7 protein-coding genes are annotated in these 6,473 nt (G+C 59.9%); 2 read left to right on the plus strand and 5 right to left on the minus strand.

Annotation, left to right across the window (positions count from 1 at the left end):
* Positions 1-268 precede the first annotated feature (268 nt).
* From EN780_RS24780 to EN780_RS24800, 5 genes are read right to left on the minus strand one after another with little or no spacing between them, the layout of a single operon-like run.
* Positions 269-1,402, minus strand: a complete 1,134-nt coding sequence (locus EN780_RS24780; protein ID WP_189556705.1) for a mandelate racemase/muconate lactonizing enzyme family protein — start codon at positions 1,400-1,402, stop codon at positions 269-271.
* Entirely contained in the window at positions 1,399-2,556 is a 1,158-nt protein-coding gene (locus tag EN780_RS24785; protein WP_128275590.1) for an NAD(P)-dependent oxidoreductase, read from the minus strand. Before EN780_RS24785 ends, EN780_RS24780 begins: the two co-directional genes overlap by 4 nt.
* A complete protein-coding gene (locus EN780_RS24790) occupies positions 2,477-3,244 on the minus strand; it encodes a 2-phosphosulfolactate phosphatase (RefSeq protein ID WP_128275591.1) in 768 nt (255 codons plus the stop codon). The genes EN780_RS24785 and EN780_RS24790 overlap by 80 nt, the downstream gene beginning before the upstream one ends.
* On the minus strand, positions 3,241-4,176 hold the full coding sequence (locus tag EN780_RS24795; protein WP_210215048.1) for a ribokinase: 936 nt from the start codon (positions 4,174-4,176) through the stop codon (positions 3,241-3,243). Before EN780_RS24795 ends, EN780_RS24790 begins: the two co-directional genes overlap by 4 nt.
* Entirely contained in the window at positions 4,173-4,943 is a 771-nt protein-coding gene (locus tag EN780_RS24800) for a GntR family transcriptional regulator (RefSeq protein ID WP_128275592.1), read from the minus strand. The genes EN780_RS24795 and EN780_RS24800 overlap by 4 nt, the downstream gene beginning before the upstream one ends.
* 789 nt (positions 4,944-5,732) lie before the next feature.
* Here EN780_RS24800 and EN780_RS24810 point away from each other — a divergent pair.
* Positions 5,733-5,999, plus strand: a complete 267-nt coding sequence (locus EN780_RS24810; RefSeq protein ID WP_128275593.1) for a transposase — start codon at positions 5,733-5,735, stop codon at positions 5,997-5,999.
* Between the two features lie 149 nt (positions 6,000-6,148).
* Positions 6,149-6,473, plus strand: a 325-nt coding sequence (locus EN780_RS24815; protein ID WP_133372702.1) for an IS3 family transposase, incomplete at its 3' end; no start/stop codon positions are given.

Genomic DNA, 6,473 nt, shown 5'->3' on the forward strand with positions numbered 1-6,473 from the left:
CTTGTGAGAAGTCGGTGAATGTCGGGTCCGTGATAACAATAGACTTAGGAAAGCCGAGCACGAAGCCGCCACGCGCGCGTGGAAAAACGAAGGCAGCACGGTTGGGAAGTTGTCGCACAGCCCCAACCTTCCCGTTGTCGTCCCAGCGGAACACACATTTTCTTTCAATGTCAGTCCACCAAAGGCAGTGGTCCAAAGCGCTCCAGTTGCATCCCTCGCCTAAGAGATTGTGGCAACCGAACGCCGTGCGCGCTTGATGAAGCCGCATTTACTTTGCGCTCTGCAGGTTCTGCTTCCGCAGTTCGGCAGCATCGACAGCGAAGGGTTCCAGCTTTTCGTCGTCGAAAATCACCCCATGTCCGGGTGCCTCAAATGGGAAGGCCAGCCCGTTCTCGAGGCGAAGTGCCGTCTGAAGCACGCCCATCTCGGAGAAGCTTCCGCCGTGCACGCATTCGAGGATGTCCGCGTTGTCGATCGCACACATCATCGCGACGGACAGTTCGGACATGTAGTGGGGCGCCATGGTGCGGTGGAAGGACGCTGACAGATTGGCGATCTTCAGCCACTCGCTGATACCTCCGACGCGGCACACGTCCGCTTGGACGACATCGACGGCGTTGGCCTTGAGATAATCGGCAAACTGATGCCGCGTATATAGGCTCTCGCCGACCGCAATGGGCAGCGCTACGAAGCCGCGTAGGTCGGCGTGCCCGCGAATATCCTCGGCATGGAGAGGCTCTTCGATCCAGCCAAGATCGAACGCCCCGAGTTTCTGCAGGCGGATCATGCAGTCGGCGACATTCCAGCGCTGATTGGCATCGACGAACAGTCGTCGCGTGGGACCGATCAGTTTCTTCACGGCTACGATACGATCGAGATCTTCTTCGGCATTGTCCCGACCGATCTTAATCTTCACCGCCTTGTGGCCTGCCGCCAGGAATCCATCGACCTGGTTGAGTAGAGCATCGCTGTCGAGGAAAAGGTCGATGCCACTGCCATAGGTGGGGATGCTGTCACGCCGCGCGCCGAGCAAACGGAATAGCGGAACGTCGTACCATTTGGCCGCGATATCCCATAGCGCGATGTCGATCGCGCCCAATGCGAGAGTGTTGATGCCCCCAGTGCCGCTGCGATGCAATTGGCCATAGAGGAACGACCAAAGTCGTTCGATCTGTCGCGGATCTTGTCCGACAAGCATCGTTCGGCAATAATCATCGATCAGTGCGAGGATGGCGCTTCCGCCGATCCCCGTCGTGTAGGCAAAACCCGCGCCAACGATTCCAGCGTCTGTAGTCACGTGGGTGATAATGAATTCGAGGTTCGCGACGCGGTGTGTGGCGTCCTCCCAGGGAACCGTTGGCGGGATGTGATAGAGACGTGAGGCGACATCAATGATTTTCAAGGCAAGGTCCTCCCCGCCATCGTGAGAACTTCGGGGTTCGACAGATTCTCCGGGTTGCCAGCCAAGAGACGCTGCAGATTTTGCACAATGCTGCGGGTGTGACGTACGCGCATTTCTTCGGTCCACGCGGCGATGTGAGGCGTCGCAAGGACGCGCGGATGAGTGATAAGAGGATCCCTCGTCGAAGGCGGCTCCGTGTCAAACACATCTAGCGCGGCACCAGCAATTTTTCCACGATCCAGAGCTCGTAAGAGTGCCTCCGTGTCGATAAGGCCCGCACGACCGGTGTTGATGAGATATGCGTCGCGTCCCATCCGATCGAGCTCATTTGCGCCGATCATGCCGCGCGTTTGCGTGCTGAGCCGCGCGTGCAAGGTTACAATTGCCGAGCGTCCCAGAAGTTCGTCGAGCGAGACCGGCTTGACCCCGAGAGATCTCAACTCGGCGCTATAGACGTAAGGATCGTGCACGAGAATTTCCATTCCAAAGCCCGAGAACTTCTCAGCGACAACACGACCAATTGCTCCAAAGCCGACGATACCGAGCGTGCGACCATGAAGTTCGATGCCCGTGAATGCGAGCTGGGGAGAACTCGCGCCGCGTCCCCACACCGTGCCATGATAAAAGCTCTCCCCGGCGTCGAAGTCGGGGGAGCGGGACCTAATCCATGCACCGGCAGGGATAAGGTGCCTAGTAAGCCCCAGCGCGAGAGCAACCGTGAACTCTGCAACCCCGTGATCCGTCCGCCCGACAGTGTGCAGGACGGCGATCCCCCGCGCGGTGGCGGCTGCCACATCGATGTTCGCTTCCGGGGCCGAGCGCACTGACATGATGACGCGAAGCTGGGGTGCGGCAGCAAGCAGCGCGTCGTCAAAGCACTCATATCCCGCTATCACAACCTCGGCATCGGCGATTGCGTCCATTAGCTGCTTGCGATCACAGAACCACTCGCCGGCTGCCCAGCCGAGCAAGTTAAGCTCGCTCATTTCGCGGAGCGAGGCGATGCCTTCCGGACTGAGATCTGCTGTGGCCAGGATGCGAGGTCGGCCACTGATCAATCTGATGGCGTCTGCGCTACTCGGCATCGAGGAGATAGACCGGATGATCGGAATCTTCGCCGTGCGCGGCAACGACCGGAACGATTGTAGATTCATTGATGAGCGCACAGAACTCCACGTCGTTCTGCCGACAGTTGCCGATGAAGCGGCGACCGGTCATCGAGCCCAATAACACCTTCACGGCACTATCTTGCGAGATTGTGAAGCCGTGAGCGAGCGAGGCGGAGTCGTCTAGTTCAACAGCGTCATCCCTCGCCAGTTCACAAAACCGTGAAACGATCAATCCGGCGCAATAGCTATCTTCAATCGCGATACGTGAGTTGCGCAGTTGGCCCGAGCAGATGATCGTGATGTCTGCATTGCGCGATGACGCCTCCGCGAGCGCACGCCGGGCAACCGCATCAAGGTTTCGCAGCGAACCAAGCAGTATCAAGGCTGCGCCTTCGCGAACTGCCGCGAGAATGGCCGGCGTGCCATTGGCCGTTGCCAGCATCGCGGAGCGGCCCGACAGATCGAGTCGGGACAGGAGGGACGGCGATGGCTCATGATCGAATCCGAGGGGTGTTGATCCATCATCCAGCTCCGCGCAAATAACGCCACTCTCGCCCACGGCGGCGCGCGCTTTGGCGACATCCGAGCGAAATCCGCCGACAAACACACATTCGCTGCCAGCGTCGAAAAGTCCGACGAGAGCCGTCGTGGCGCGGATCACATCCACGATAATGCACACGTCTCCGGCAATAGCCATGGGGCTGGCGGGAAGGAAAGCAACCTTAATCTTCATGCGCAAGCGGTCCGGTTTTTCATCAACTCAGCAATCTGTCTCTCGTCGGGCAATGCCGGAACCACGAGCCTTTTCGTGACTGCGAGGGCGCCCGCTGCGGTGCCGCGGCGAACGGCTTCTGCGAGGGTCAATCCACTGGCCAGCCCCGCAGCGAGTGCCCCGTTGAATGCATCTCCAGCCCCGGTAGTGTCGACGACGTCGACTGGGTAGCTCGCGATCTTGGTCAGTCCTTCGGGGCCGGCAATCAAGGCACCATCCGCTCCCAGGGTCATGACCACGTGCCCCACGCCGAGGCCACGCAGTCTTGCCGCCAAGTCGGCGTCGGCCTGCTGATCGTCCGCGTCGAGCCCCAGCAGAATGCGCGCTTCAGACTGGTTCGGCGTTAGGATGTCAACGTCGGCAAAGATTTCCCTCGGCAGGGCGCGCCCAGGCGCGGGATTAAGGATGGTCGTCAGTCCCCGCGCCTTGCCGATGGCAAGCGCGCGGGCCGCCGTCTCGACTGGGATCTCGAGCTGTGTGAGCAGGATGCCCCGGCTCTTCCAGCTGGCTGCGAAGGTTTCGACATCGGTCGCCGTAAGCCGCGCGTTGGCGCCGGGATCGGTGATGATGCGGTTCTCGCCTTCGGCGTCGAGAATGATGATCCCGGCCATCGTCGGTGTCTCAGTCATCTGCCTCACAGCCGAGCAGTCGACGCCTTCGGCGCGCCAGAGCTGCAGTGCTTCGTCACCGAATTGGTCGGCGCCAACGCCGGCCAGCAGTTTGCATCTGGCGCCGAGTCGCGCAGCTCCAATAGCCTGATTAGAGCCCTTGCCGCCATTTCCGAAGGCAAACCCCGACCCCAGCAGAGTTTCGCCCGGCGCTGGCACGTCGCCCACAATCCAAAACGCAACTCCGTACGAGCCGACGACGTAAACCTCGCAAGTGGGCATCATCTGCTCCCGCCGATTAATTGGCGTGGTTGAGCGATCGAGGCGCTCTTGCGCTCGATCCAGCCGGTGTAAATGTAGCGGTCGGCCCGGTAGGACGAGGACGAAAAGTAAATAACCTGATCGGTCGCGTCGAAGGCGGTACGGTCGATTTGCAGCACCGCAGCGCCGCTCGACACGTCGAGTGCTTTTACCAGTTTGGCACGCGCGACGCCGGCCGTTATCTCCTGCCTGGCTCGCGCCAGAGCCACACCAAGCTGCCGCTCAAGAATCTCTGTGCAAGAGGTGTCGGCAAGGTCGAGCTTTTCCATGAGTAGACCGATTGCTGCTACAAACGAAACTGCCTCAACCGCTACGACCTCGTCGTCGATCGTGCGCAGGCGCTCGATGGTCAAGACGCTCTCATCGGTCGGCACGTTAAGTGCGGCTGCAACCACGGCGTCAGCGGAACGCCACTCGACCGTCACATGCTTAGTACCCGGCCGGAATCCACGCGCTACGGCTTCTTCCGAAAAGCCGGAGAAAGTAAGCAGGTCCCGGCCGATAGGACGCTTCGCAACGAACGTCCCCTTGCCAGCGCGTCGATATAGCAAGCCTTCACCGACAAGGGCAAGCACCGCCTGTCGCACCGTGCTGCTGCTGAGTTCGTGCTGCTTCATCAACTCCATCTCGGTGGGGAGCTGGTCGCCAGCATTGAACACGCCGCTCTCGATCTGAGACCGAATGATATCGGCGAGCTGAACATGAAGTGGAGTTCTACCGGGCTGAACCATACGATCTCCTCAAGCCGAGTCGTTACTATCATAGGGCTTGGGTGGTTAGCAATATTAGGATATTGCATTTTTGCCAGAAATCAGTATTTGGGCGAAACTTTGGCGGGTCGATCACGCTTGGCTGCAGATCGCCAACTCGTCGGTCTGAGCATTCCAAGCCATAGCCGAACTCGGGCTTCGCGCACCGTCACACGCCGTCGCCGATTGTGGTGATCTCCTTCTCGACCTCAATCTTCCTGGCGTGGCCGAGCATCTCCAGCGTGGCGTTTTCGAGCTTAATGCCGAGGTCTTCCGAGATCGGCGTGCCCCCGGTCAGGATGCGATGTCTTTCAGCATCGCCTTGCGGCGTTCGCCGAAACCCGGCGCCTTGACGCCACTTCTCGCATAAGTTGTATGCCCATGTTCTCGAACTAGTCCTGGAGCTGGATCTCTCGCCACCGTCACGTCGTCCTTGGTAACGCGCGGGGTGCCGAACGACTTGTCGATGACTGCGTTGAGGCCCTTAGGACCGGCGTCACCGCCTCGGCGAGGATGTTGACGCCGCGCAGCATGCGCTCGCGGGCGTCGGAAATGGAAATTTCACTTTCTCGGCAGTCATTGGATCACTCCTTCAACAGGCAGCTTCATGACTGATTGCGGTTCGGCCAGAATCTCGGTCAGCGGCTTCCTTCATGAAGAGCAGGTTGTGATTTTTCGTGGAATGAGGACCCCTGTTTTGAAGTGCGCCCCTGAGGGTGGACAGTTCGGCATGAGGGATTGACCAGTCTTGTCGGGTTTTCGAAGAGAACCATGGCAAGATACCGCACACACAGCATCGAGTTTAAGCGTCAGGTCGCGCAGGAATATCTGTCAGGCGAGACGCTACACGGTTTGGCGAAACGCCACGACATCACCCGCAATCTGATCCGGGTCTGGGTCCGCAAATACGAGGCAGGCGCCTTCGACGACGATGCGCAGGCGGCCGACCTGATCCGGGAATACGAAGCTCGGATCGCGGCCCTTGAGCGGCTCGTCGGCAAGCAGGCCCTGGAACTGGAGTTTCTAAGGGGGCTCTGAAAAAGCGCACCGCCGCCGAGAAGAGGGACACATCCGTTATCACCGGCCCCGCGGTATTCCGTCGCCGAAGGATGCCGGCTGATGGGCACCGCGCGCTCGACCTACTATGACCGGAAAAGCGGGCTGACGACACGGCGATCGTTGAGGCCATGTTTGCCATCTGCGACGAGTTCGAATTCTACAGCTATCGCCGCGTTGGTGCGGCCCTGCGTCAGCAGGGCGTGGTCGTGAACAATAAAAAGATCCGGCGCCTGATGCGCGAACACGGCCTGCAACCAAAGATCAGACGGCGATTTATTGCCACGACCGATAGTGATCACGGCGGTCCGATCTTCCCGAACCTGGCCCAAGCCAACCCGCTTCGTCTACGTCGCCATCGTCCTCGATGCCTGGTCGCGCCTGATTGTCGGCTACGCCATCGGCCGGTGACGACCGATGTAGTCCCTCTTCTCGGCGGCGGTGCGCTTTTCAGAG

This window comes from Mesorhizobium sp. M4B.F.Ca.ET.089.01.1.1 (assembly GCF_004022605.1).
GTDB lineage: Bacteria > Pseudomonadota > Alphaproteobacteria > Rhizobiales > Rhizobiaceae > Mesorhizobium > Mesorhizobium abyssinicae.